This window comes from Robertmurraya mesotrionivorans, from assembly GCF_050971805.1.
Lineage (GTDB): Bacteria > Bacillota > Bacilli > Bacillales > Cytobacillaceae > Robertmurraya_A.
Window position 1 is genome coordinate 1 of sequence record NZ_JBPCCH010000023.1, and the last position, 25,280, is coordinate 25,280.

Genomic DNA, 25,280 nt, shown 5'->3' on the forward strand with positions numbered 1-25,280 from the left:
TATTAGCCCCGGTTTCCCGGAGTTATCCCAGTCTCATAGGCAGGTTGCCCACGTGTTACTCACCCGTCCGCCGCTAATCTTCGGGAGCAAGCTCCCAAAGATCCGCTCGACTTGCATGTATTAGGCACGCCGCCAGCGTTCGTCCTGAGCCAGGATCAAACTCTCCAATAAAGAGTAAGATTAGCTCTTAAAAGTTAAAACTTAGAATTAACGTTGACGTTTGTTGTCTTGTTCAGTTTTCAAGGTTCAATTAAGCACTTGATTATCATACTATTTCTTTTCACCGTTGTCAACTTCTACGAAAAAACTTTTTAAAAGTTATTTTCAAGTCGTCGTTGTCGGCTACATGTATTACTATATCATCTTGATTCGCAGAAGTCAACTTCTGTTTTCAAACTATTTTTAAAGAGCCTTCAACTTTTTTGAAGCCGAAGACTATCTTACATAATTCCAAGATAAAACACAATAACTTTCTCTCTTTTTTTTAATGAACATAGAAATTGCGGACATCAAAGATATCCGCATCACTAATTATCATTTATTTCGTTTCCTAATCTTAAAGATCGGATCCTTCATTGCCTCACCGCGAGTGTATTCATCCAAACTTTTAAAGGTATAACCTTTCTTTTTTAAATCCTTAATGATTGTTTCCAAAGCATCCGCATTGTCCTTAGATACAGTGTGCAACAACAGTACTGCTCCCGGATGAATCTGCTTCATCACATTATTATAAGAATACTGCCAGCCCTTTTGGTCGTCGCGGTACCAGTCAACAAAAGCAAGAGACCAGAAAACGTGCGTGTAGCCCATTTCCTTTGCCTTCATAAGGGTACGTTCACTAAATACCCCTCGAGGCGGGCGAAGGTACACCATATGTTTAACACCAGTTATTTCTTCGGTACCTGCACGAACTTTTTCAAGCTCTCTGTAAAATCTTTCGTCGCCTATGGTCGTCATATCTGGGTGATAATACGAATGATTGCCAACAATATGACCTTCATCAGCCATCCGCTTTACAAGGTCAGAGGCACTTTCTAAGTAATGACCAGTTACGAAAAAGGCGGCAGGCACTTTCTCTTTTTTCAGTACATCAAGCACCTTGGCTGTGTACCCATTTTCATAGCCATTATCAAATGTTAAGTATATGTCCTTTTTGTTTGGATCACCTTTATAAAAGGCTCCGTACTTCTCTAACAGCTCATCATACTCTTTTCCGGCTTCGACCGGTTCTTCATCTGAAGATTTCTTAAAGCCCCAGTGAATCGGAGCATTGGAGACACTTGCTGAGACGATGGTCGAAAAGCTAAGCAATAAGGAAAAAAGGATGGCTAACAGCTTTTTCATCTGTAGTCCCCTCTCACAGTACAAGTTTTCCTTATTGTCCGTAATTAGAGAGAAAATCATTCATGTTATTTGGAAAAACCGAGTGAAGCTTCGTTAGCTAAAACAAATTCGGCAATTGCTTGGGCACACTCCTCCGTACCGTTAGTAAAAGTATCCACTTCTATATCATAGGCTTCATTCTGTTGGTGAACAAACTGAAGCTGTAGTCTTGCTTGTCCAATTCTTCGATCACCGCGTACCAATTCCCGCCTCTCCAGTTCCTCCACAGGACAATGAACACCAACAAAATAGATTGGATAATTTCTTAGTGTATGATAGGCATCTGTTATCGTTTCTTGATCGTGCAGCACATGATCGATAATCAGATTAATGCCTTGATCGGAAAACATGGCAATTGACCGATGGAAAAACGTTTCTGTAGGGACAGGTATTAGACGGGCTGTCCCGCGTTCTTCCATCCTTTCAATGATTGTGTCAAAGTCATCCACACTAAAATGAAAATAATTAGGAAGAAGCTTCACGATGTCCTTTGACAATGTGCTTTTCCCCGCACTTGAAACACCATTTAAAAAGATAATATTCCCCTTCATTTGTTCCTCCATCATGTAAAAAAATCGAGTGCTACTACAGCACTCGATCCTATATTAAAATACTCGTTCTTTGAATTTAGCTAGCTTTTCTAAAGATGATTTTTCCACATCTTGATGCAAGCTGTTTCCATGGGAATCCATTGTCACAACTGCTGTAAAACCTTCTACTTTTAAATGCCACATCGCTTCTGGAATTCCAAATTGCATAAGGTCTACACCTTCAACCGATTTAATACAATCAGCATAGTACTGTGCTGCTCCCCCGATTGCATTCAAGTACACGCCACCGTGTTCTTTTAATGCAGCTAGAGTTTTCAAACCCATTCCGCCTTTTCCAATGACCGCACGGATACCAAACTTCTTCATGATATCTCCTTGGTAAGGCTCCTCACGAATACTGGTTGTTGGTCCAGCAGCTTTTACATGCCATTTGCCTTCGTCATCCTTTAGCATAACCGGTCCACAATGGTAAATGATTTGTCCGTCAAGGCTAATCGGTGCATCATGGTCAGACAAATATTTATGAATGGCATCGCGCCCCGTGTACATCATGCCATTAATTTTGACAACATCGCCCACTTGAAGATCACGGATTTGCTCTTCTGTGATAGGAGCTTCAAGAGTAACTACACGATTCTCTGTTTCTTGAGATGCAGCTGTTTGCGCTTGCGCTTCTTGTTCCGCAGCAAAATCTACGTTCTCACCTTCTTGATACATCCAGCTATTGATCTCACCTGTTTCTGGATTCACCTCTACTCCTAAACGGCGATATGCCCAACAGTTATAAGCTACTGATACGAAGAAACTCGCAGGAATACGGTTAATGACACCTACTTTACAACCAAGGAGAGTCGTTTCCCCACCAAATCCCATCGTACCAATTCCCAGTTCATTAGCATGATCCATCACGTACTCTTCTAATTTTCTAAGATCTTCGTTAGGATTCACATCGTCCACCGAACGGAATAGCTGCTCTTTTGCTAGCTCATAACCAGATGTTCGGTCTCCCCCGATACCGACACCGATAAAACCAGCGCTACAGCCTTGTCCTTGTGCTTGATATACTGAGTGCATGATACATTTTCGAATTCCGTCTAGATCACGGCCTGCACGACCAAGTCCTTCTAGCTCTGCTGGAAGGCTGTATTGAATATTTTTATTTTCACAACCGCCACCCTTTAAAATAAGGCGCACGTCGATATAATCCTTTTCCCATTGTTCGAACTTAATAACAGGGGTACCTTCTCCAAGATTGTCTCCACTGTTATCCCCCGTAAGAGAGTCAACTGAGTTTGGACGAAGTTTTCCGTCTTTAGTTGCTTGAGCAATCGCTTCTTTAATCGCTTTTTTCATCACGATTTGGTTGGCTCCAACAGGCGTTTTAATTTTAAACGTTGGTAGCCCTGTATCCTGACAGATTGGCGACACATTGTCGTCTGCCATCTTAATATTATTTGTAATCGTTGCTAAGCTCATCGCTGAGCGTGTACCTGCGCTCTCTTTTTCCTTCGCCGCACGAATGGCACGTCGAACATCCTTTGGTAACTTTGTTGATGTTTCTACGATGAGTTGATACATACTTTCCTGAAACTTCTCGATATTCATGACTGGTTCCCCTTCCCCATGTATCTAAAAAATAAGTATGAATTTTTCAACATTTCCCCATCACATATTATACTCCTATCACGATTTGATGGAAAGGGTTTAGCAGGAATCGGTTACAGATGAGGAGTGTTTGGTGAGGGATCGGTTTATCGGCGAGTTGTTCAATTCACTCCTTGGAATTTAAAAAACGGCCGTGAATATCACGGCCACGATCAGCATTCATAGAAAATCCTATTTTTATCCGCGAGTTCCACCCGCAACCCCATACTTTTTCACCAACAAATACCTCTGAAGCCCGTGCGTCAATTGAATCGCTTCCTGCTGATGCTTGATTTCGAGATCCCTCTCCCCACGTTTGCCTGCAACCTCCGCTAATATCGCTTCCTTCATCCACGGTTTCTTCTGCTCACTAGCTAGTTGCGAGGCACGCTCCAGCTCTTCCTCCTCAATGGCCAATAGCCCCTCATAATACAATCGCAACGCTGGCTGCTTGATCTGAGCAATTAAGTCTCTTTCCTCCACTAACTTTCCTTTATATGCAGCATATGTAACAGAATAAATCGAATAATAATGACCCTTTTTATATTTTTCACGCACATCACGAAGTGCTTTTTCTACCTGAAAGTCATCCTCGTTTGCTAACGCATAATAAAAATGAAATATAGGCTGATTCAGTCTTGCTTCTAAAAACCTCTCAACCTTTTTCATATCGTCCGTTATATAGAGGTTGATCATGATTGGCAAATAGCTCACTGCCGCAGTAATCAATAAAATCACCACGATTAATATCCAAAATGGAATGTCAACCAATGCCGCAATGATACCAAGAACGATGGCAAACCCTAATATAATCGAAAACTGACTTCTACTTAACATAAAAGTTATTCCCTCTTTCTCTCCTGTTCGAGCAATTCAATAATGCGGTCAAGTTTTTCTTCAATCGCTGAAGATGAAGGTTTCTTCGACCGATTTAAATAGCTCACAAGTATGTAAATAAACACGGTAACAAACCCGACCATTAACAGCATTGATAAAATTTGAAATAACAAATCTCCCATATTCAACATTCTCCACATCCTTTCTATATATATGTACGAATTCATCAAACATAAGTTTCATCATAGAAAAAAGTGCAGCTAAACTAAGCTACACTTTATCATTTATAGATCACGGTTATTAAATTCTCGGCATTTTGATTCTAAATCATCAATCATTTCAATAAGACGATCGATATCTTCAAGCTCTGTATTTTCTGGCTCAATGGCATCCAATACTTCAATAAACATATTTAATCGTTGTTTTAAAAATGTAACCTGTGTATTTTTATCGCTAACTTTGTTACCCAATTCGACTCGCTCCTTTCACTCGTTTTTCATCCTACAGAAATTCCTTCCAACTTTCAAGGCTGTTTGCTTCTATTTTCCCCATTTTTCGAAGAACTTGAACATGGATTGACAGATTCATCATACAAATTGATAATAGCAAAGGATGATCTTGAAAAGGAGAGAATCGATGAAGACAATTAACAAACCAGCCATCACTCCCCAATATGATCCTTGGGAAGCCTATATGGATGTGGAACAACACGGGAAAATGACCCTGTCAAATATAGAATTTACAACGACCACACTTTGCAACATGCGCTGTGAGCATTGTGCAGTTGGTTATACTTTGCAACCAAAGGACCCTAAGGGATTGCCAATTGACTTATTAATTAAAAGGCTTGATGAAATACCGCATCTTCGCTCGCTTAGTATTACAGGTGGAGAGCCAATGCTCTCACTCAAGTCTGTTGAGAACTATGTGCTTCCTTTGTTTGAGTATGCCCATTCACGTGGTGTTCGTACTCAGATTAACTCAAATCTTACGTTAGATATTGAACGCTATTATAAAATCAGTCCCTATCTAGATGTTCTTCATATTTCGCATAATTGGGGAACGATAGATGATTTTATCGACGGTGGGTTTGCGATGATGGAGAAGAAACCAACTCGCGAACAGCGTGCCGCACTTTTTACTCGGATGATTGAAAATAGCCGTGCACTAGTCGAGGCTGGAGTGATGGTATCTGCGGAGACGATGCTGAACAAGCGAACTCTTCCATACTTAGAAAGTATTCACGAGCAGATCGTTGAGGAGATGAAGTGCCAACGTCATGAGATACACCCGATGTATCCTTCCGACTTTGCATCAAATCTGGAAGTTCTCGGGCTAGACGAAATTCGCCAAGCAGTGCATCGATTACTTGACTTCCGTAACGAAAATGTATGGATGCTGTTTGGAACTTTTCCTTTCTATGCGTGTAACACAAGTGAAGAAGATCAAGCTCTTTTACAAAAGCTTTATCATGCAAAAAATGTCACTGTCCGCAATGATCCCGATGGACGCTCACGACTCAATATTAATATTTTTACTGGTGAGGTCATCGTAACCGATTTCGGTGATACTCCACCACTTGGAAATATCCAAACCGATGAGTTACCAGGCATTTTTAATAAATGGCTTGAGACCCCCTTGGCAAAAAGCTTAAGCTGCCACTGCCCAGCCGCTCGCTGCCTTGGGCCGAATGTGCTAGTGAAAAACAGTTATTATAAAGGCATTGATTTTTCTACACGTAAAGCTTATATCTAAAAACAAAAGGGTCGATCACCAAGTTTAGTGATCGACCCTTTATTCATTCTCCCACTTATCTCGGCTTATCTGGTGCGATGAATCCAAATGATACATGGTCCTGAACGGGAATCCAAGCGCCAATTCCTTGCGACGTCACGTTTTTCACGACAATCATCTTTTTGCTGCCTTTAAGCATGATATACACTTCACCGTAAGTGACCTTTCCTTTTTCATTTACAGCTGGTGCGTATCCATACAGATAGCCAAGGCGTTTCGGCGGTACATTGTATACTTGATCCTTCTTCGTTCCCCCGCCAACTACGGTTTCAAATGCGAGAGGAAGACCTGTTTTTTCAGCAGCCTTTAACAGCATCATTTTCTTAACATCCTCTGCATTAGCCACCTTTGATGTTAAGCCACCGCGTACAATTTTCTGCATTTCTTGTACATAATGCATTTGGTAGTTTGCGTTTCCACCACGATTGTCTACATAATTCGTATTAATTTTTTGATATTCCCAGTTCGGTGCCGTTTCACTTGATTCATAATTTAGCGGCCACTGTCCTAAGTAAATGATCGCACGGTAACCGACAGCGAATGGTGTACTGTTCACAGTCGTTTCATTTAACATGCGAATCAATTCTGGGTTTTCAATTTTCACTTTAGAAGATTCAATTAAATCCTTCGTCAGTTCACTAGGTTGCAAGGTCGGCATATCCTGCGTTGGGTTTGGATATGTATTTTCTTTTGTAATGTTTAGTACTGAGTTTGGAACTTGAACCTGTTGTTGTTGCTTTTCCTTTTTTGCTTCAGGTGCAGCTGGTTTTTCAGCGTGTATGGTGGAAAAAGATAAGAGCGAGAAAAGAAAGCCAACGACTAGCGCATACAATAACTTTCTCATGTAGTGGAACTCCTTTCAGCTAACTCATAGATTTGATATTAGTTTTTTCGGAGTTCCATCAAATTATCCATTTGCCAAAAACTTCTACCATCTCTTAATTAAAACTCTTTCCCACATCAAACTAAAAAAAGCAATAAACGGCCCAAGACCAAGTGCCACAGCAAATGTGCCTAACCCAATCGGCCCATGAAGGAGAACGGCAAAGCATAAGGCTAACACCTCACCTATCGTTTTGGCTGTTCCGAGAGTAATCTTGTATCTCTCCTTCAAGGCAATCATAAAGTCATCAATTGGGCTAAGTGGCCATCTTGCCTGTATATACGTAGCGATGCCTAATGAAATGAGTAGGATTCCCACGGTAAGGCTTATTAATTTAGGATAGAATCCTACTGGATGAAACGCATCAAACACAAATAATAGCCACCCATCAATAAAAATCCCACTAATAGCTACCGTGATTGCACAGGACACTTCAGGCATCGTCTTCTTGATCAGAGCATTCAAGAAGATTAACAGTAGACCAATAATGATGGACCAACCACCTACCGTTAGCCCTAGCAAATGGGTCAACCCAACATTCAACGAGTCCCAAGGGCCAGCACCAAGATCAGCTTTTATGGTCAGAGACGCACCTAAAGTCAAAATAGCAAGTCCACCAACATAGAACAATAAGCGATGTATAAACAACGAGTAAATAAGCCCCCTTTCGCCAAATTGTAACAATATTGTAATGTTCTGAATATTTACATAAATAACTTTGTGAGCTATAATTAGCTTACATTCTAAACAAAGGAGGATAGCAGAACATACGCTTAACACTTTTAAAAGGAGGTTTGTAGTTTATCTTGTTATTCGTCTCTTCTTTAACGAAACCATCATAATAGAGAGGGAGTTGATAAACTAGAAAACAAGCGTCTGTATCTTTTTATTCCAACCTTGTCCAACATATTCTTGGAAATGTAAATATTACTTAAAAAAAATAAGAAAAGACTCTGTACCGTTTCTTGATACAGAGTCTTTTTTGGCATTTATTATGGCTGTTTTCGTAAAGATTGTTGTTAAAATCTTAAGGACGATTTTAACGTGGCAATAGCTATTTTGCACTTTAGAATTTAGTTTGCAGGCTCTTTTCTTAAGAAAAGAGCCTTTATAATAAGTAAAATCCAATCCCCATAATAAAATAGGCAGCAAGCAAGGTGGCCCCTTCAAACCAGTTGGATTCTCCATCGTTTGCGATGATAATCGACAATAACACAGCCGACGCCATCGCAATCAGCTCCTGTATAGTGAACACTAATGGCATCGGTGTTGGGAAAAATAAAGAAACTAACACGAGCGCAGGTGCAACGAACATCGATATTTGCAGTGTCGACCCCACCGCAATTTCTACTGCGATATCCATCTTGTTTTTATAAGCCATAATAACCGCCGATGCGTGCTCGGCAGCATTTCCAACAATGGCTACGATAATGACTCCGATGAAAAGCTCGGTCCATCCAAAGGTTTCTCCGACTACTTCAAAGGTATGAACGAGATTTTCAGAAACGTAAGCGACAGCAAGTGTGGCAATAAATAAAACTCCGATCGCTTTGTTTCTTCCCCATTCTGGTACCTCTTCTTCATGTTCTCCACCTTCCTGAGTGGTTTGATATACCCCTCGGTGAGTAACCAGCTTAAAAAATAAAGCCGCTAAGTATAAAAGAATTAAAATCACGGAGATGCCAACACTTAAGGACATTTTTTCCGTTGGTTCCATGGTCATCGAAAATACTTCGGGTATCACAAATGCAACAATCACGGCAAACATTAATAATCCGGAATTATGCCTTGCATCAAACACATTAAAGGTTTGTCTTTTATATTTTAGTCCGCCGACAAAGAATGAAAGTCCTGCCACCAACAAAAGGTTTCCAAGTACAGAACCGGTTAATGAGGCAAGCACGACACCCGTTAATCCTGCTTTTAATGCAAATACAGAAATAATTAATTCCACCGCATTGCCAAAGGTCGCATTCAACAATCCCCCTACTCGAGGTCCCGTAACAATAGCCAAACTCTCGGTCGCTCTCCCCATAAAACTAGATAACGCAATAATCGTTAAACAGTAGATGATAAACATGATAATACTAGACCAGTGCATCATTGTACCGATCACAGATAACGGCACACCAATAAGGACTAATATCAAGAACACTTTATTTGCCATATACCTTCCTTCTTTCATGTAAAAATTATCAGTCATAAAAACTCGTTTACGAGACAGATTATAGATAGCTTCATAAAAGGAGAGATCATCATGAATGTAAAAGATAAAGTACTACATATGCTTGATAAACACGCGATTGGAACGCTTGCTACGATTCAAGATGGAAAACCCTTTAGCCGATTTATGCTCTTTTTTCACGATGGGTTGACATTATATGCAGCCACTCACAAACACACGCATAAACTGGATGACATGAATGCAAATCCAAATGTTCATATTCTACTCGGTCTCGAAGCGGGAAGCTTTACCAATCATTATTGCGAAATTGAAGCAACCGCCTCCATTGAGGAATCACCAGACCTACGGAAAAGATTTTGGGACGACTCATTAGCTGAATGGATGTCTGGCTCGGATGATCCGAATTACGTATTATTAGCTTTCAAGCCAGAAAGAATCCTTTATTTTGAAAAAGCTGGCAGTGAGCCGGAAGAGCTAACTATTTAAAACGAGGGGCAGAAAACTCTGCCCCTCCCTTTTATGATCCATTTGAAGCAATTTCAAACGTTTCAATGATCTCAATTTTTCCAATTACGGATTGAACCATCGAGCAGTTTTTCCGCGTTAATTCCATTGCCTTATGGATTTTCTTTTCGTCTAGGTTCATACCTTTAATCGTAAAGTGAACTTTGATCACCTCGACTCGATCTGCTTCCTCTTTGTTTCTTTCAACATCTGTAGCAATGTGTATATCTTCAATCGTCATGCGCATCTTTTCAAGCACTTTGCGAAGAACTCCCCCGCTGCATACGGCAACCGAAGCAACTAAAAGCTGATAAGGACGGAATCCGTAAGCTTCATCACCTGCAACATCTAATCTTCCGTATGGTGTTTCTGTGTAAAACCCGACATCCTTCATATGAAATTCCATTTTCTCACCTCGATATGATTTCATACACATGAGATTACACTATTTTTCCATTTTTAAAAAGAACTTCATGGTAAAAATTTGTTTCAACCTTCGAAATATTCTTGTATGATGGGAGAAGAAATATGGAGGAGAAACAATCATGAAAAATAGTAAACACGCTTTCTGGGTACTTGTCAGCATTGTAGCGATTTCAGGCTTTAGCCAAGGGATGCTACTGCCATTAGTCGCGGTTATTTTTGAAAAAAGCGGGATCAGTTCTGGAATGAACGGAATGAATGCTACTGCTTTATATATAGGAATCCTTCTAGCCTCTCCTTTTATGGAGCAGCCGCTTCGAAAGTTCGGATATAAAAATATTATTTTAATTGGGGGATTATTGGTCGTTGTTGCCCTTGCTCTTTTTCCTTTGTGGCAAAACTTTTGGTTTTGGCTTTTGCTTCGCTTTTTCATTGGGATAGGTGACCACGCCCTTCACTTTGCGACACAAACATGGATTACTTCTTCTTCTCCAGAAGCAACTAGAGGAAGAAATCTTTCTTTGTACGGATTGTTTTTTGGAATAGGGTTTGCGGTAGGACCACTGATGACACCGCTTGTAAATATCAGTCTGTCACTTCCCTTTATCATCTCATCAGCCATGTGTCTCGTCGGATGGGTCTTTATTTTTGCATTAAAAAATGAGTACCCTGACAATGACGAAGGGATTGGCAGCTTGAAAGACACGGGAAAACGATTTGGGCAAGCTTTAAAGTACGGTTGGGTTGCATTTTTGCCACCTCTTGCGTATGGCTTTTTGGAATCATCATTGAATGGAATTTTTCCGGTATATGCCCTCAGGTCTGGTATTGAAGTGTCAGAGGTGTCTATCTTGCTTACTTCCTTTGCAGTTGGTGGGATTATTACACAGCTACCGCTTGGAATCCTTAGTGACCGCTTTGGTCGTCGAAAAGTGTTGATTGTCATTTTATTTCTTGGATTTACGAGTTTCTCGGCAGCGAGCTTTTTAGAAGAATCATTCCTTGGTTTATTTATTTGTTTCTTATCAGCCGGTATGGTGGTTGGTTCGACATTCTCGCTTGGAATAGCGTTCATGACTGATATTATGCCGAAAAATCTATTACCTACAGGAAATTTGCTTTGCGGAATCGCCTTTAGCCTCGGAAGCTTAACAGGACCTTCTATTGGTGGAGTAATCATTCAAGCCTTTAAACAAATCAGCTTTTTTCATATCGTAAGCACTCTTCTTTTTTCCATCTTCCTTGTGATTGTTGTGTTTGGAAAACGGATGAAGGTAAACTTAGCCAGTGAAAAAAGTGCGTGATTCTCTGACTTTTTACTTATTTTAAAATTGAAACTATTACAATGTATGTAAATGTAGTATATTCTCTAACCATCCATGGTTCTAGGGAAGAAAAATATAATGAGCAAATCCCTTCTGAACTCATAAAATATATGGTATGATGAACTTAATAAAATATAAACCAAGCAATTCTGCTGTCATCATTAGATGACAGCTTTCGTGTTTTTTAGGGGTAATGACTTTGATTATTTTTCTCAATTAGACAAATGGAGGAGAGAATATGAATACAGAATTAAAGGCTTTAGAGAGACCTATTGAAGCTAATGAAAGCTTTTTTGAAAAAATGAAGCCGCATGCTGAATTAATTGCTGCGATTACTAGTGGGGTTCTAATTGCGGTTGGTTGGACATTAGAAAAAATCGATTGGTCAACAGCTTCTATTGTTGCTTTTCTGTTCGCTTTTGTTATCGGTGGATTTGCTAAGGCAAAGGAAGGAATAGAAGATACGATTGCAGACAAGGAATTAAACGTAGAAATGCTGATGATCTTTGCGGCAATCGGTTCAGCGATTATCGGTTATTGGACAGAGGGTGCCATTCTTATCTTTATTTTTGCGATGAGTGGTGCACTTGAGACGTACACGATGAACAAGAGCCATAAAGAGATCTCCGCATTAATGGAGCTTCAGCCTGAAGAGGCACTTCTCATTCGCGGTGGTCATGAGGAAACGGTTCATGTAAGCGAGCTTCGTATCGGCGATCATATTTTAGTAAAGCCTGGTGAACGCGTCCCTTCAGACGGGAAAATTATTAAAGGCCAATCAAATTTAGATGAAGCGGCTATTACAGGAGAATCGATTCCTGTAAGTAAAGGAATCGGGGAAGAAGTGTTTGCTGGTACGGTGAATGTAAATGGATCTCTTACTGTTGAAATCACTAAACCAAGCAGCGAAACCTTATTTCAAAAGATCATTCAATTGGTTCAATCAGCACAAAGTGAAAAATCACCTTCGCAGCTTTTCATTGAAAAATTTGAAGGGACTTACGTAAAAGTTGTTCTTGCCGTCGTTGTACTCATGATGTTTGTTCCACATTATGCCCTTGGCTGGAGTTGGACGGAAACCTTTTATCGGGCCATGATCTTACTTGTGGTTGCCTCCCCATGTGCGTTAGTTGCGTCGATCATGCCAGCAACCTTATCTGCCATTTCCAATGGGGCGAAGCACGGCATCCTTTTTAAAGGCGGGGTACATTTAGAAAACCTTAGCCACTTACAGGCCATTGCCTTTGATAAAACAGGAACACTTACAAAAGGTAAGCCTGAGGTAACCAATATCATTGTAGTCGAAGATTTGGAAAGGCAGCCCCTTTTAAAAGCAGTCGCATCCATTGAGAATCATTCGAATCATCCACTAGCTCAGGCGATTGTTACTTATGTAAAAAAAGAAACAGGGGCTACACTAAATCATCCTGAGAGCATTGAAGATGTATCGGGATATGGTGTGAAAGCAAGTCTTGACGGGATGGATTGGAAAATTGGTAAAGCTGACTTTGTCGGCAAGATTGAGGCAGAAAACTTTTCTAATGGGGTAGCCAAACAGCTCGCATCTGAAGGGAAAACAATTGTATTTGTGAACCAAAATGAGAGACTTGTTGCCCTTATTGCATTAAAGGATGTGGTACGTGAGGAAACAAAAGCGGCCATTGATTTATTAAAAGCAAAAGGGATATACACCATCATGTTAACAGGTGACAGTGAAAAAACAGCTGAAGCCATCGCTGGTGAAAGTCACGTGAATGAATACGTAGCCGAATGCCTTCCGGAAACAAAGGTGGAAAAATTAAAAGAAATTCGAAAACGTTTTGGTACCGTTGCAATGGTTGGAGATGGAATCAATGATGCTCCTGCCTTAGCAACCGCCAATGTGGGGATTGCCATGGGCGAAGGCTCAGATGTTGCACTTGAAACAGCTGATATCGTGTTAATGAAGAACGACCTTCCTCGTATTGCCGAGGCGATTACACTTTCTGAAAGAATGAATCGAATAATCAAACAAAATGTAATTTTTTCCATCACTGTCATCATGTTGTTAATTGCTTCAAACTTCCTCCAATTTTTAGACCTTCCTTATGGGGTTATTGGACATGAAGGAAGTACGATTCTTGTTATTTTGAATAGTTTACGTTTATTAAAGTCATAGAAAGAGCCGGGGATCATCCCCGGCTTTTTAGCATGCTTCGTCCTTCATTTTGCTATAAAGTGCGTTAATCTCTCCACCAATAATCATAATAATCCCTGACATATAAAACCAAATCATCAATACGATGATGGCTCCGATGCTTCCATAGGTTGCCGAGTAATTACCGAAATTACTGACATAGTACGAAAAAGCAAGCGAAACCAGCGCCCAACCGATTGTTGCAAAAATAGCACCAGGTACAGCACGGACACACTTGAATTTTTTGTTTGGTGCGATCCAGTAAAGACCAACAAATACCGTAAACAAAATGAGCGAACTAACCACCCATCGGAGCGCATTCCAGATCGACAAAAATTCATCTGATAAACCAAATGCAGAAAATAAGAATATGCCGATTTGCTTCCCGAAAACAGGAAGCAACAAAGCGACAATAAAGACAAAAATCATCGCAAAGGTTAATAAGATAGACATGCCCCTTGCGACAAAAAAAGAACGGCTCTCTTTGACATCATACGCATGGTTAAATGCTCGAACAATGGCATTAATGCCATTTGATGCTGACCAAATGGTGGCAATGATCCCGAAAGAGAGCAAGCCCCCGTTTCTTTTTTCCATAATGTCGTTTAAGTTGGTTTCGATAAGTGTAAAGGATTCTGTCGGAGCAAAATCTTCCACAAAACCTAAGAGCTCTGGTTGAGAAATGGGTAAAAACGAAATAAGCGTCGCTAAAAATATTAGCAACGGAAATAAAGAAAGCAGAAAGAAGTAGGCTAGCTGTGCAGCCAGTCCAAATACATCATCCTGCAATACTCTTTTTGTAAGTAAGGTAAGAAATCTCAGATTAATAACCATTCCATTCCCCCTTCTTTACTATCAACTATTCCTCTTCCTTTTGAAATGCCTCTTTCGTTTCCTTTACGATCCCCGTTACCGCTGGTGTTACTTCACGAAGTTCCTCTACCTTGTCTGCGATAAAAGAAATATCTCCACTCACTTGCTCAACGGTTGAACGAATTTTTGTTGTCGCATCCTTCACCTGTTCGACAACTTCATCTGGATGCTTGATATAATAGGATAGCTCCCCACTTGTCTTTTTACAGCTTTGTACGACGGCCTGTCTTGTGTCACGATCGAGTAGACTGATTGCCCCTCCGGCAAGAGCTCCCCAAAGGACACCTGTCCAAAACTTTTTTGTTCCACTCATCTCATTTTCCCTCCCAGCTTGCATTCTCATTCGTTTGAATTTCTTGTAACAAACGTTCACAGCCGATCTTTAATAAATCAAACACTTCTTGAAAGTTCCCGGTAAAGTACGGGTCTGGAACATCCACTTTTTCTGCCTCCGGAACATAATCAAGAAGTTTTACAATTTTTGCACTCGTATGAAGAGATTTCAGCTTATGTATATTTTTTTCATTTTGAGAGTCCATTGCCACAATATAATCAAACTCGTTCAGATCAGCAGCAACGATTTGTCTAGCCACCTGACCTTCAAAACTAATCTGATGCTGACTTAATATATCTTGTGTTCCCTGATGAGGAGGCTTCCCAAGATGCCAATCTCCCGTACCTGCAGAGTCAACCGTTATTTTATGTTCTAATCCTTCCCTTTTCACTAAATCACGAAACATCGCCTCTGCCATTGGTGAACGACAAATATTACCGAGGCACACAAATAAAACTTTAACCATAACTATTTCCCTCCTTTCTACATTTTGTAGGAAAAGGAACGGCTTTTCAACCTTTCAGGCAAGAAGTTGCTGAAATTCATTTGACTTTTGTAGGGGAACATGGAAAGATAATTCTACAAGCTTGCAGAAAAAGGGGAGAACGAACGATGAACTTGTCTGAGAAATCAGTAGAAAACGTGGAATATATGATTGAAAAGATAAAAGAAAAGTTAAAGGTATTGAATTTAGGGGCCATCAAACCATCACATTTTGATGAAAATATGTATGAAGAGCTAAAAGAAATTTATGACCTAGTGATGAAAAGAGATTCGTTTAGCCCAAATGAAACGCAAGCATTAGCGGAAGAATTAGGAAATCTTCGTAAACAATAATAAAAAGAAGAACCGATTTTTTTCTAACGGGTTCCGTTACCTGTCGCAAAACCCGAAAATATAGCCCAATTTGTAATGCATGGCTCAGTTCACTATACTGAGCCATTTTTAATATCCATTTTTGGTTGCCTGTTGAACGAAGCTCCCTACCCAACCATAAAAGAGCGGACCCAGATGAGGGAATCAGCAGGGTTTGATAATTAAGCGGAGAAATTTCTCTTAATTAGGAAATAGCACTGATAATAGCTTAAATAGACGGAAAGATTCCGACTATTGACTCAAAAAACGTGAAAATGGGTAATTTTACTTTGCTTAATCGGAAAAACTCCGCTTATATACCCTGAACAGAGCTCTACTCTGCAGTTTAACCGAAAAAACTCCGCTTATTTTTAAATTTTTTGTAAGATAAATTGTATATTAAATTGAGGGGGCCCAACAGCCATTGTGCCACCCGTTAGATTTTTTTCGGCTCTTTTTTACTGATCCAACACTTCTGTGATTAATAATGTGTGATTTTCTGCTAACGAAACTTCTTCATTTGAATCTAAGTATCGTACGAACGGTCTTTGAAGATTCCCTTTTACTTTCGTGACAATCGCTTTTCGCCCATTGTTTAGTATGACCTTCGTGCCAGGAATAAAGTGTGGTACCTCTTGGACAAATAGTTTAACAAGATCTGTGCTAAAAAGCGTTCCACTTTTTGTCATTACGTACTCCATCACCTCATGGGGAGGAATTCCCTTTTTCGATAATGCATTTTCGTAAAGATTTGCAATGCTGCAGATTTGAGCAAATTCATGTATTTCTTTTTCAAGTAATCCCCTAGGTACTCCACTACCATCAAAGGCTTCGTGGTGCTGATAGGCAACATGAGCAGAAAGCAAACTCACTTCTCTTGTTTTTCGTAAATATTCAAACCCTACCCTGGGATGATCATCCTCCAAAGGGGTTAGAGCTTTTCCGATGTCATGAAGTAATGTACCGACTGCTAAATCACGAATTTGCATTTGAGAAATTTGATATTTTTTCGCAATTTGCAACGCAAGAAGTGTGACATTAACCGAGTGGGCATACTCTCGTAGATCTTCCGCTAATGAAGAGGCAGGAATTAAAAGAATGGCCTTTCTTTTGTTTACTTCCTCAACCAGCTTAATAGCAAGCTGTTGAATCGGTCTAATCGGAAGTTCTTCCTTTTTCTCTACCGCTTTATAAACAGCTTGTAGTACATCTACTGCATCCACCCATGTCGGAACATCGAGCATCTCCTCCATTGAAATTCCGAATGACTCTGCGTCCTCTATAAATAAATATCGAATATCAAGATCGATTAACTTTTGCAAGTATGTTGGATGGATCGAGCGTCCTGCTGCAAGGAGCACCCTTTTCTGCCGATCAAAAATCGGTTTCGCCAACTGCATGGTGCGTGGCTCATATTCATCAATTCGAATTAATCTCATGGTTACTCCCTCTGCACTCATTATTACCCTTAGTATACAAATTGTTCGTCTTCATTACTATTGTCCTTTACTCCTAAGTTTCACTCCTTCTATAGGATTGATAGGGGAATAGTTTGGATGGAATCTCCAAATAATATGTTTGAGTTATCTAGACATCGAAAGGAGGGATGTTAAGTGGTACGTAAACTTCTTATGATATTGCTTGCTGGTTTTCTAGTGACGTCTGTCGTTGCTTGTGACGATGCACCAGGAGAAGATGAGATTGGCGATGGCGAAGTACAAGATGAGGAATAATGGTTTTTAAAAGCAATAGGGAACAGCACTAGTTGACGTGTTGTTCCCTAATTTTAATTCTTGCTAATTACACACCCATCTTACGGCGTTGATTGCTCACCTTTTTGGTTTGCTGGCTTTTCATTTTCTTTGTTGTCGCAGGACCGTTGGCGCTAGCTTTTCCTCCTGCTTGCTGATTTTTCTTTTTTTCTAGTTGTTGCTTAATCGCATCTTGTAAGCTAATTTTCTTTTTTTCTGTTTCATGGTTTTCTGTCATGGGTCTTCCTCCATCTTGCTTCATATAGTTTTGTGTTGATATTGATTGATTATTCACCTTGATCCGTTAGAATGATCGGACCATTCTTCGTGATGGCAATGGTGTGCTCAAATTGAGCTGAGTTTTTTCCATCCACGGTACGAGCTGTCCAACCATTGGAATCCATCTTTGTTTCGTAGCTTCCGACATTAACCATCGGTTCGATCGTAAATACCATTCCCTCTTTTATGCGAGGACCTTTGCCCGGTAGTCCAAAGTGCGGAACATCCGGCTTTTCATGAATGGAGGGGCCAATTCCATGACCAATAAAGTTTCTTACGACCGAGAATCCCTCTCCTTCCACGTAGGTTTGGATCGCATGTCCGATATCTCCGATTCGATTTCCTACGATGGCTGCTTCAATTCCTTTGTATAAGCTAGTTTTTGTTACCTCTACAAGGCGGTTTGTTTCTTCAGAAGCTTCTCCGACGATATACGTCCACGCAGAGTCTGCTAAGGCGCTATTCACATTGACAACCATATCTATGGTGACAATGTCCCCTGTATTTAGAGGTTCTTTTCTTGGAAAGCCGTGGCAAATCTCATCATTAATACTAGCACATGTTGCGTACTCGTAACCTCTATAACCTTTTTGCTGAGCAATTGCACCATGCTGCGCTAAATATTTATCAACAAACTGGTCAATTTCCCAAGTTGTTATTCCTGGTTTGATCATTTTTTTAATTTCTTTATGACAAGCAGCCAGAAGCTCCCCGGCTTTTTTCATGGCCTCAATTTCACGAGGTGATTTTAAAACAATCATTTATCTCACTTCCCCAAATCCCAATAATGTATAGTCTTTATTGTACTCTCTATCGGTCTATATTAGCAAAGCATTCCTATGTCTAATTTTGTTAGATATCCGCAAACAATAGTCAATCAAACGTTTGATTGAATTCCCTTCCCCCCTTTAAAAACAACAAAATCCAAAAAAGAATTTGTCGAACAAAAAAAATAGGTTTCACCCACCCCAATCCCGGGTATAAAAGGGTGACAGACACCCTTCGTGGACAAAATGGGCCATTCTGTCTTTTTGTGGTGTCTATCACCGTTCGTGGACAGATTGGGTGGTTTTGTCCATCTGGGGTGGACAATGGAAATTTTTTAGTTACGCCCACAATTATCACTTTCAATACGAATTGTATTGTGTATAATGCTACATAGAAGCATTAAAAGTTGTTAATCAGCTTTTAATCACTAGAACCGTATTAACCATCCATTTGTGACTAACTAAAGAAATTTTAAGAACGAAATCTACTATTTTCGTTCTGAATATGGAACTAACCAAATTTTTTTGCTATTATGAATTCATACAGAGAGATAGGTGAGTGATCTAGATGATTGGAGATCGTGTTAAAAAACTTCGTCTTGAAAAGAAAATGTCCATGTCTGAGCTAGCTGAACAAGCTGGTGTCGCTAAATCATACTTAAGTTCATTAGAGAGAAATTTACAAACGAATCCATCTATCCAATTTCTCGAGAAAATTTCAGCTGTCCTTCATGTACCAGTTGACCATCTTATACACGAGCACCCCAATAAAGACGAACTAGACTCTGACTGGATGAAGCTTGTGAAAGAGGCTATGAACTCCGGGGTTTCAAAGGATCAGTTTAAAGAATTTCTTGAGTTTAATAAATGGAGAAGTAATCAATCAAATAATAACTAATGCAAAAAGACAAAATCCAGGTGATTTTGTCTTTTTTTCCAAAATAAAAAGCATTCCCATATGGTCCGACCCAAATAGAAATACTCTCATTCTATGTATGAAACAACATGCTAAGTAAGCCAGTTTCTTTTTACCCTCTAATTTCCTTCTCACCTAAAAATCTTCTAATCTCATCTTTCTCTAGGCCTAACTTTTTTGCCTCAATGATCAACATCATCCACTCATAATCTAGCTCTTCTAACGTAACGTCACTCGTTTCCAACATCCCTCAATCTCCCCCTAAAATACGATCGTATTCCAGGCAGTCCAGCCGTCTTAGCAAAAAACTTCTAACTACCTTAGACCTGCGACTTTGCGTCCCCTCTTTTCAGAAGGTTTGCCTTTTTCTGTATTCTCGTACCCCATGTGATTCACTTATCAATCATTTTACTACTCGATTTTAGTAAATTGTGTAAAAATTTGTCACATACTTTTAAAATTTCCCAACTTTTTACTTACACTATTCGACACAGACCTCCATAAAGAACAATTTAGCACCAAAGGTCACATACATTTTTTAACATTTGTAAGATCAAGCACAAAAATCATAAGCCTTCATGTCACCCACTGTCGAAATCATTTTTAAAATTTTCTGACTTCTACCAATTAAGTCTTTATTCCTAGTTTTTGATTCTCATATGCTTTTAATTTTCTTTGGATAGGAATGATATTTACATGTACCCTTTCAAGTGTAACTGCATCAAAAAAAGGTAACTTTGTTAGATTATGACCACATATAGGACAGATCCATTCCCCTGCTTCCGAACTGCTGTATGAAGGGCGATAACATTTGTCACAGTTCTTTCGGTACATTCCCGCCACCTACTATTCTAATAGTTTTCGTTTCTTATTCTATTAAATTCCGTTCTATATAAAGAATAATTTACTTTTATTTTAGACGGTAGTGCTTTTAAACTAAACACCCTAAACGGACCATTTTTTCGTTATAATGAACAGTTTCCTTCAGTTTTCATCTCCTTTCTCCTTATTTCTCACTTTTATAATTTTTTTAAGAACAAATTGTTCGTTGTAGTGTACATATTCGGAGTTTGTAAATCTAGTACTATTTTTATGCAAAAAAAAAGGAATCAGTCCTTATGAGACTGACTCCACAAAAATATTTTTTAAGATAGAGTGTTAAGTTGAACAGCTATTTTTGATCCAACCTCAGCATTATTCTTAACCAAGGCAATATTTGCTTCCAAGCTTCTTCCTTCTGTTAATTCTTTTACCTTTGATAAAAGGAATGGAGTAACATTTTTACCCGCAATCTCATTTTCCTTTGCTTCTTTTAATGCCGATTCAATCACACCGTTGATAAATTCCTCTTCAAGAGCATCTGTTTCTGGGATTGGGTTGGCAATAACCACTCCACCCTTCAATCCTAACTCCCACTTTGTACGAATCATGCTTGCTGCTTCCTTTTCATTTTCCACTTGAACGTTTACTTGGAAGGGACTTGTTCTTGTATAAAAAGCGGGAAGTACATCGGTACCAAAGCCAACGACTGGCACCCCATGCGTTTCTAAATACTCTAGTGTTAAACCAATATCAAGAATAGATTTCGCCCCTGCACACACAACAGCAACATTGGTTTGAGCGAGTTCTTGAAGATCAGCTGAAACATCCATCGTTACTTCTGCTTCACGGTGAACTCCACCAATACCACCTGTTACAAACACTTCAATTCCAGCAAGCTCTGCACAGATCATCGTTGCCGCTACCGTTGTTGCTCCATTTTTCTTCGTCGCAACTAGGTACGGTAGATCTCTACGGCTCGCCTTTTCAATGTCCTTTCGTGTAGCAAGCATTTCTAACTCTTCATCTGATAAGCCTATTTTTATTTTGCCATCTAAAATAGCAATCGTGGCTGGTACCGCACCATTTTTACGAATAATGTCCTCTACTTCCTTAGCCGTTTGTACATTTTGTGGGTACGGCATTCCGTGAGAGATGATGGTTGACTCTAATGCCACTACTGGTACATTATTTTTTTTCGCTTCTAAAACTTCTTGTGAGTATTCTAAATATTTTTCCATGTTTGTTTTCTCCCTTAGTGGAAATTATGTTGAAAAGCTTCTTGTAGCTGTTGATTATTTAATGACGGGTTAACCGTTTCCTCCGTTGCTAAAGTAAGCATTGAACATGCCATACCAATTTTGCAGGCATCTTCCGTTTTTAAGTCACGTAAATAGGCATAGACAATTCCTGCAACCAGTGCATCTCCTGCACCCGTTACATCAACAACATCAACCTTTGGCGGTAACAATACACCTGCTTCATTCGCCTTTGTAAAGTAAATAAGTCCTTTGTCTCCGCGAGAAATGACCACTCTTTCAACGCCTTTTTTCATAATTGCTTCTGCAGCTTTAAAAAAGTCACCTTCGTCTTTAATTGGTGTCCCAGCTAACGCCTCTGCTTCGTCCTTATTTGCTATAAGCCAAGCCACACCATCAAGATTTTGTGGCAACTTCTTAATTTTAGGAGCTGAAACAGGAGTAATCACGAGGGGAATCGCTTCTTCTCTACATCGATCAATCACTTTTGCGAGCACGTCAGAAGGAAAGTTTGTATCAATCATGACAAGCTCTGTTGATGCAAGAAAACCCCAGCGCTTTTCAACAAACTCTAAATCAACACGATCATATATGCCCATATCTGCTAAAGCAACCGCCATTTCCCCATCCACATCCAAAACAGCCGTATACGTTCCCGTTGCTTCATTAGGAAGAATTTTTGAAGGCTCTATATCGACATAAGACCTTGTATAGTCTAGTAGCCATTTTCCTTCATGATCATCACCTACAACGCTCATAAGAGAAACATCTAATCCTAGTCTTCCCAAGTTTTCAGCAATGTTCCTTGCAACCCCTCCGCAAGAATTACTAGTACTAGCAGGATTGGATGTTCCTAACTGAAGCTTATCGATCGCTTGCATTTTCCTATCAACATTGGCTCCACCTATACAGATCACCTGTTTTTTATTAGGTAATACATACGCCCGACCTAATAGTTTTCCTTGCTTTGTAAGAGAAGAAATATAACCAGCAACAGCCGAACGAGACAAGCCCGTCCTTTCCGCCAACTCATTTTGAGATATAAATGGATCTCTTTTAATCAACCCAAGTATTGTTGCTTCCTTATCACTCATAATTCACCTCGTATCACATTAGACATTTGTCTTTATTATAAACTTTTGTCCATTTGTTTTCCACCCTTATTATTCTCATTAATTGGAAAAATATTTCATGATTTTAACTGGATCGAACTAACCTTTATATTGATTGTTGTCAATTGTTAAATTTGTATATTTTTTGAATTTTATTTGCCATGTTTATGAATAAACACTATAATTAAAGTAGATTCAACCATGTGTGAAGGAGGTATTTCCATGACCGTTGTTCACATCTTGAATTTTACCATTCCAATTGCATGCATACTCTTTGCTGGCATTTTAATGGATCGAATGTGTAAACCGGAAGTACCACAACCTGATAATAACAACGATTAGTTTTTGTGTTTTGCGTTTATTGTAAGCGCTTCCTAATGAATAATCCCTTGTATCTCTTTTTGGCCACTCTTTGGAGTGGTCCTTTTTTATTTTTAAAAATAGAAAAAGACTGAACCTATCATAGGCTCAGTCCGCAGTTCTTGGTAAAATTAAAATTTCTACCCGACGATTTTTCGCTTTTCCAGCGGCATCTTCATTTGAAGCAATAGGTTGGAATTCTCCGTATCCCTTTGCGCTAAACCAACTTGGATCAAGCTTGTCGTTTTCGAGTAAGATTTTCATAAAGTTAATGGCACGCATTACGCTTAGCTCCCAGTTAGATGAGAACTGTGCATTTTTAATCGGAACATTATCTGTATGTCCACTGATAATAACACTTCGAGCTGGATCCATAACGAGTAAATCTGAGATTTCTCTAACAATGGTTAAATCTTGGGTTCTCACCGAGTCACTGCCCGATTCAAATAAAACATTGTCTCGTATCGTTACGTGTAATCCGTCATCTTCGAGAGTTGTTTCAAGTTTGTCCTCTAACCCTTTGCTCGTTATATACTCGTTTACCTTTGCTTGAATGGCTTGGAGCTCAACCTGTTCCGCTTGTTCTGCTAGCTGCTGCTTTTGCTCTTCTGTCATCCCTTGTGATTGAGCTTGAGATTGTTCTGTATTTTCAGAGTCATTTTGCTGCTCGTCTGGTGCAGTTGCTCCTTCTTCAGGAATCGGGCTTGGAAACTCAAATATTCCCGTTCCACTCGTAAATTCAGCATTAAACACTTCTGCCATCGCTTGAAACTTTTTCGCATCCAGCGAACTCATTGAGAATAATACGATAAACAAAGCAAGTAGGAGAGTTAAAAGGTCAGCGTAAGGAATTAACCAAGATTCGTCAACATGCTCCTCATGATGATGCTTCTTATGGCGCTTACTCATTTGCCGCTTCTCCTGTCGCAGCTAAGAACTTCTTCTTTTCACTACCAGGTAGGTAAGAAGCTAGCTTTGTTTCAATAACTCGAGGAGCTTCCCCTTCTAGAATGGATAGAATCCCCTCTACCATCATTTGTTTAATCTTCACTTCTTGCTTAGACTTACGCTTCAATTTGTTTGCAAATGGATGCCATAATACATAACCGGTAAAAATACCTAATAGGGTGGCAATGAATGCAGCACTTATCGCGTGACCTAGACCCTCAATATCATTCATGTATCCAAGGGCAGCAATCAAACCTACTACCGCACCAAGTACCCCAAGGGTCGGAGCGTACGTACCTGCTTGTGTAAAGATAAGTGCACCAGATTGATGTCTTTCTTCCATCGCTTCAATTTCTTCCGATAGCACGTCGCGAATATAGTCGGCACTTTGTCCGTCAACAGCAAGTGATAATCCATTTTTCAAGAAATCATCGTCGATTTCATTCGTTTTTGACTCTAGAGCTAATAGCCCCTCTTTACGAGCTAGCTGCGCCCAATCAGAAAACATTTTAATTAAATCAGCTGGGTTTGGTAGCTTGTCTTCTTTAAAAAGCTTTCCGAAAAGATTTGGTACTCTTTTGATTTCACTTGTTGGGAATGCGATTGTTACGGCCCCTGCCGTTCCTAACAAGATAATTAAAATTGCCGCTGGATTCACAAGCTGCACTGGGCTAACGCCTTTAAAGAACATCCCCACTAATACAGCCACGACCCCTACGACAACACCTATTACCGACGTTTTATCCATACTACATTCTCCTGTCTTTTCCTGAGTATCTTCGTGATAGAAGTCCTATTTCTATCAACCTACTACTATTTATTTCGGCTATATAGGTCATTTTTTTAAGAGAATATGTAAAAAAAATATGTCGGAAGGTGTAACAAAAAATGCCCAAGAGTTTCCTTAGGCATTAAAATAACTTATTATTTATTTTTTGCTCATAATTTTTAAAAATAGAAGAGTTTGTATTCACGCGACGTTTGGATAACATACTGTTATAACGCAGAACCTTTTCATTTAATTTTTTCTGGAGACCAAGTCTTTGATCATCGTCATCACAGGATTTTAACAGAGATTCTATAGACATCATTTCCTGCCTGAGTGCATGTTCTTCCGGAGAATATCCCGCATTTTTCAACACGGTATATGCCATACGAAGTTCCTCGGGAATGGCAGATAAATCATCGAGCTTTAACGGTTTCCCGTAGCCAGGTAAATGATCGAATTCTCCATTTTCTATCGCCTTACGAATGCGTTCCTCTGAAATACTTTGAGAAAAATCCATGAACACCCCTCCTTCC

General features: G+C 39.7%; 29 protein-coding genes, 1 rRNA gene and 1 riboswitch. Of the genes, 6 read left to right on the top strand and 24 right to left on the bottom strand.

The features are described 5' to 3' along the window. The 7 genes from ACRX5O_RS21600 to ACRX5O_RS21630 all read right to left on the bottom strand — a co-directional run. Positions 1–171 (bottom strand): 16S ribosomal RNA (locus ACRX5O_RS21600); the annotation flags it as partial. A gap of 363 nt (positions 172–534) precedes the next feature. Continuing rightward, entirely contained in the window at positions 535–1,344 is an 810-nt protein-coding gene (pdaA, locus tag ACRX5O_RS21605; RefSeq protein WP_433907841.1) for a delta-lactam-biosynthetic de-N-acetylase, read from the bottom strand. 65 nt (positions 1,345–1,409) lie between these two features. Further along, complete coding sequence (locus ACRX5O_RS21610; RefSeq protein ID WP_433907842.1) at positions 1,410–1,934, bottom strand: chloramphenicol phosphotransferase CPT family protein; 525 nt, start codon at positions 1,932–1,934, stop codon at positions 1,410–1,412. A gap of 54 nt (positions 1,935–1,988) precedes the next feature. Continuing rightward, entirely contained in the window at positions 1,989–3,539 is a 1,551-nt protein-coding gene (locus ACRX5O_RS21615) for a fumarate hydratase (RefSeq protein WP_433907843.1), read from the bottom strand. A 237-nt stretch (positions 3,540–3,776) separates the two neighbouring features. Further along, positions 3,777–4,415: a hypothetical protein gene (locus tag ACRX5O_RS21620; protein ID WP_433907844.1), complete on the bottom strand. Its 639-nt coding sequence runs from the start codon at positions 4,413–4,415 to the stop codon at positions 3,777–3,779. Positions 4,416–4,420: 5 nt separating this feature from the next. Beyond that, the gene (locus ACRX5O_RS21625; protein ID WP_430776815.1) at positions 4,421–4,606 is read right to left on the bottom strand and encodes a DUF4083 family protein; all 186 of its coding nucleotides are present in this window, start codon (positions 4,604–4,606) and stop codon (positions 4,421–4,423) included. 93 nt (positions 4,607–4,699) lie between these two features. After that, complete coding sequence (locus ACRX5O_RS21630; protein WP_433907845.1) at positions 4,700–4,885, bottom strand: SE1561 family protein; 186 nt, start codon at positions 4,883–4,885, stop codon at positions 4,700–4,702. A gap of 166 nt (positions 4,886–5,051) precedes the next feature. On the opposite strand from ACRX5O_RS21630, the gene yfkAB reads away from it, so the two are divergent. After that, positions 5,052–6,170, top strand: a complete 1,119-nt coding sequence (gene yfkAB / locus ACRX5O_RS21635) for a radical SAM/CxCxxxxC motif protein YfkAB (RefSeq protein WP_433907846.1) — start codon at positions 5,052–5,054, stop codon at positions 6,168–6,170. A 55-nt stretch (positions 6,171–6,225) separates the two neighbouring features. Here yfkAB and ACRX5O_RS21640 read toward each other — a convergent pair whose 3' ends face one another. From ACRX5O_RS21640 to cax, 3 genes are all read right to left on the bottom strand, one after another. After that, positions 6,226–7,053, bottom strand: coding sequence for a YfkD famly protein (locus tag ACRX5O_RS21640; RefSeq protein WP_433907847.1), 828 nt, complete (start codon positions 7,051–7,053; stop codon positions 6,226–6,228). 84 nt (positions 7,054–7,137) lie between these two features. Next, positions 7,138–7,740, bottom strand: a complete 603-nt coding sequence (locus tag ACRX5O_RS21645; RefSeq protein ID WP_433907848.1) for a YczE/YyaS/YitT family protein — start codon at positions 7,738–7,740, stop codon at positions 7,138–7,140. Between the two features lie 460 nt (positions 7,741–8,200). Beyond that, positions 8,201–9,259, bottom strand: a complete 1,059-nt coding sequence (cax, locus tag ACRX5O_RS21650) for a calcium/proton exchanger (RefSeq protein WP_433907849.1) — start codon at positions 9,257–9,259, stop codon at positions 8,201–8,203. A gap of 90 nt (positions 9,260–9,349) precedes the next feature. Here cax and ACRX5O_RS21655 point away from each other — a divergent pair, with 90 nt between their 5' ends. Further along, a complete protein-coding gene (locus tag ACRX5O_RS21655) occupies positions 9,350–9,763 on the top strand; it encodes a pyridoxamine 5'-phosphate oxidase family protein (RefSeq protein WP_433907850.1) in 414 nt (137 codons plus the stop codon). Between the two features lie 31 nt (positions 9,764–9,794). On the opposite strand, the gene ACRX5O_RS21660 is transcribed toward ACRX5O_RS21655, so the two are convergent. Further along, positions 9,795–10,187, bottom strand: coding sequence for an OsmC family protein (locus tag ACRX5O_RS21660; protein ID WP_433907851.1), 393 nt, complete (start codon positions 10,185–10,187; stop codon positions 9,795–9,797). 139 nt (positions 10,188–10,326) lie between these two features. Here ACRX5O_RS21660 and ACRX5O_RS21665 point away from each other — a divergent pair, with 139 nt between their 5' ends. Continuing rightward, positions 10,327–11,508, top strand: a complete 1,182-nt coding sequence (locus tag ACRX5O_RS21665) for an MFS transporter (protein WP_433907852.1) — start codon at positions 10,327–10,329, stop codon at positions 11,506–11,508. A 259-nt stretch (positions 11,509–11,767) separates the two neighbouring features. Continuing rightward, a complete protein-coding gene (locus ACRX5O_RS21670) occupies positions 11,768–13,687 on the top strand; it encodes a heavy metal translocating P-type ATPase (protein ID WP_433907853.1) in 1,920 nt (639 codons plus the stop codon). Between the two features lie 27 nt (positions 13,688–13,714). Here the strand turns inward: ACRX5O_RS21670 and ACRX5O_RS21675 are convergent, their stop codons facing one another. Genes ACRX5O_RS21675 through ACRX5O_RS21685 form a run of 3 tightly spaced genes read right to left on the bottom strand, consistent with a single transcriptional unit; the run spans position 13,715 to position 15,378 of the window. Next, positions 13,715–14,539: a YihY/virulence factor BrkB family protein gene (locus ACRX5O_RS21675; RefSeq protein ID WP_433907854.1), complete on the bottom strand. Its 825-nt coding sequence runs from the start codon at positions 14,537–14,539 to the stop codon at positions 13,715–13,717. A gap of 25 nt (positions 14,540–14,564) precedes the next feature. Then, a complete protein-coding gene (locus ACRX5O_RS21680; RefSeq protein ID WP_119706726.1) occupies positions 14,565–14,891 on the bottom strand; it encodes a YtxH domain-containing protein in 327 nt (108 codons plus the stop codon). 1 nt (position 14,892) lies between these two features. After that, positions 14,893–15,378, bottom strand: a complete 486-nt coding sequence (locus ACRX5O_RS21685) for a low molecular weight protein-tyrosine-phosphatase (protein WP_433907855.1) — start codon at positions 15,376–15,378, stop codon at positions 14,893–14,895. Between the two features lie 146 nt (positions 15,379–15,524). Here ACRX5O_RS21685 and ACRX5O_RS21690 point away from each other — a divergent pair, with 146 nt between their 5' ends. Beyond that, positions 15,525–15,749 carry a DUF1128 domain-containing protein gene (locus tag ACRX5O_RS21690; RefSeq protein ID WP_433907856.1) on the top strand — a complete coding sequence of 75 codons (225 nt, stop codon included), beginning with the start codon at positions 15,525–15,527 and terminating at the stop codon, positions 15,747–15,749. 476 nt (positions 15,750–16,225) lie between these two features. Here ACRX5O_RS21690 and ACRX5O_RS21695 read toward each other — a convergent pair whose 3' ends face one another. The 3 genes from ACRX5O_RS21695 to map all read right to left on the bottom strand — a co-directional run bounded on the left by ACRX5O_RS21695 (position 16,226) and on the right by map (position 18,558). Beyond that, positions 16,226–17,206 (bottom strand): HD-GYP domain-containing protein, encoded by a 981-nt coding sequence (locus tag ACRX5O_RS21695; RefSeq protein ID WP_433907857.1) that lies wholly within the window; start codon positions 17,204–17,206, stop codon positions 16,226–16,228. A 361-nt stretch (positions 17,207–17,567) separates the two neighbouring features. Further along, on the bottom strand, positions 17,568–17,756 hold the full coding sequence (locus ACRX5O_RS21700) for a hypothetical protein (protein WP_433907858.1): 189 nt from the start codon (positions 17,754–17,756) through the stop codon (positions 17,568–17,570). A gap of 49 nt (positions 17,757–17,805) precedes the next feature. After that, a complete protein-coding gene (gene map, locus ACRX5O_RS21705) occupies positions 17,806–18,558 on the bottom strand; it encodes a type I methionyl aminopeptidase (protein WP_433907859.1) in 753 nt (250 codons plus the stop codon). Between the two features lie 574 nt (positions 18,559–19,132). On the opposite strand from map, the gene ACRX5O_RS21710 reads away from it, so the two are divergent. Continuing rightward, positions 19,133–19,462: a helix-turn-helix domain-containing protein gene (locus tag ACRX5O_RS21710; protein ID WP_066052684.1), complete on the top strand. Its 330-nt coding sequence runs from the start codon at positions 19,133–19,135 to the stop codon at positions 19,460–19,462. A gap of 130 nt (positions 19,463–19,592) precedes the next feature. Here the strand turns inward: ACRX5O_RS21710 and sinI are convergent, their stop codons facing one another. From sinI to ACRX5O_RS21745, 7 genes are all read right to left on the bottom strand, one after another. Beyond that, entirely contained in the window at positions 19,593–19,727 is a 135-nt protein-coding gene (sinI, locus tag ACRX5O_RS21715; protein WP_433907860.1) for a DNA-binding anti-repressor SinI, read from the bottom strand. 32 nt (positions 19,728–19,759) lie between these two features. Next, a riboswitch (cyclic di-GMP riboswitch) is annotated at positions 19,760–19,853 on the bottom strand. A gap of 254 nt (positions 19,854–20,107) precedes the next feature. Beyond that, a complete protein-coding gene (locus ACRX5O_RS21720) occupies positions 20,108–20,314 on the bottom strand; it encodes a hypothetical protein (RefSeq protein WP_119706719.1) in 207 nt (68 codons plus the stop codon). A gap of 311 nt (positions 20,315–20,625) precedes the next feature. Next, positions 20,626–21,540 carry a pseudouridine-5'-phosphate glycosidase gene (locus tag ACRX5O_RS21725; protein ID WP_433907861.1) on the bottom strand — a complete coding sequence of 305 codons (915 nt, stop codon included), beginning with the start codon at positions 21,538–21,540 and terminating at the stop codon, positions 20,626–20,628. Positions 21,541–21,554: 14 nt separating this feature from the next. Continuing rightward, positions 21,555–22,652, bottom strand: a complete 1,098-nt coding sequence (locus ACRX5O_RS21730) for a carbohydrate kinase (RefSeq protein WP_433907862.1) — start codon at positions 22,650–22,652, stop codon at positions 21,555–21,557. A 486-nt stretch (positions 22,653–23,138) separates the two neighbouring features. Beyond that, a complete protein-coding gene (gene motB / locus ACRX5O_RS21735) occupies positions 23,139–23,939 on the bottom strand; it encodes a flagellar motor protein MotB (RefSeq protein WP_433907863.1) in 801 nt (266 codons plus the stop codon). Then, positions 23,932–24,726 carry a flagellar motor stator protein MotA gene (motA, locus tag ACRX5O_RS21740; protein ID WP_433907864.1) on the bottom strand — a complete coding sequence of 265 codons (795 nt, stop codon included), beginning with the start codon at positions 24,724–24,726 and terminating at the stop codon, positions 23,932–23,934. The genes motB and motA overlap by 8 nt, the downstream gene beginning before the upstream one ends. A gap of 163 nt (positions 24,727–24,889) precedes the next feature. Beyond that, positions 24,890–25,264: a DnaJ family domain-containing protein gene (locus tag ACRX5O_RS21745; RefSeq protein WP_433907865.1), complete on the bottom strand. Its 375-nt coding sequence runs from the start codon at positions 25,262–25,264 to the stop codon at positions 24,890–24,892. Positions 25,265–25,280 lie beyond the last annotated feature (16 nt).